Here is a 551-nt window from a genome sequence, read left to right on the forward strand (position 1 = left end):
CTGTCCAAATGCGAAAGTGATGCACATTGATATTGATCCGTCGTCGATCTCCAAAAACGTCAAAGTGGATCTTCCAATCGTAGGCTCTGCTGAAAAAGTACTGACTACTATGCTTGGTCTACTGGCAGAGCAAGATTGTGGCAACGATGAAGCGGCGATCACTAAGTGGTGGGATGATATTCAAGTGTGGCGCGATCGTCAGTGCTTGTCTTACGAAACGTCGTCGGATCGTATCAAGCCACAGCAAGTCATTGAAACACTGCACAAGCTAACCAATGGTGACGCGTATGTGGCGTCTGATGTAGGCCAGCACCAAATGTTTGCGGCGTTGTACTACCCATTCAACAAACCTCGCCGTTGGATCAACTCGGGTGGCTTGGGCACAATGGGCTTTGGTCTTCCTGCTGGTATGGGCGTTAAGTTCGCGATGCCTGAAGAAGAAGTGGTGGTGGTGACGGGTGATGGCAGTATCCAGATGAACATTCAGGAGCTATCGACGGCCATGCAGTACGATATTCCTGTGAAGATCATCAACCTTAATAACCGATTCC

At 49.2% G+C, this 551-nt stretch carries 1 protein-coding gene; it reads left to right on the plus strand.

From position 1 onward, the window contains the following. Positions 1–551: thiamine pyrophosphate-dependent enzyme (locus tag R8O10_RS26950; protein ID WP_318192190.1), on the plus strand; the 551-nt coding region annotated here is incomplete at both ends.

The sequence above is a fragment of the Vibrio sp. 1727 genome (assembly GCF_033344415.1).
Lineage (GTDB): Bacteria > Pseudomonadota > Gammaproteobacteria > Enterobacterales > Vibrionaceae > Vibrio > Vibrio alginolyticus.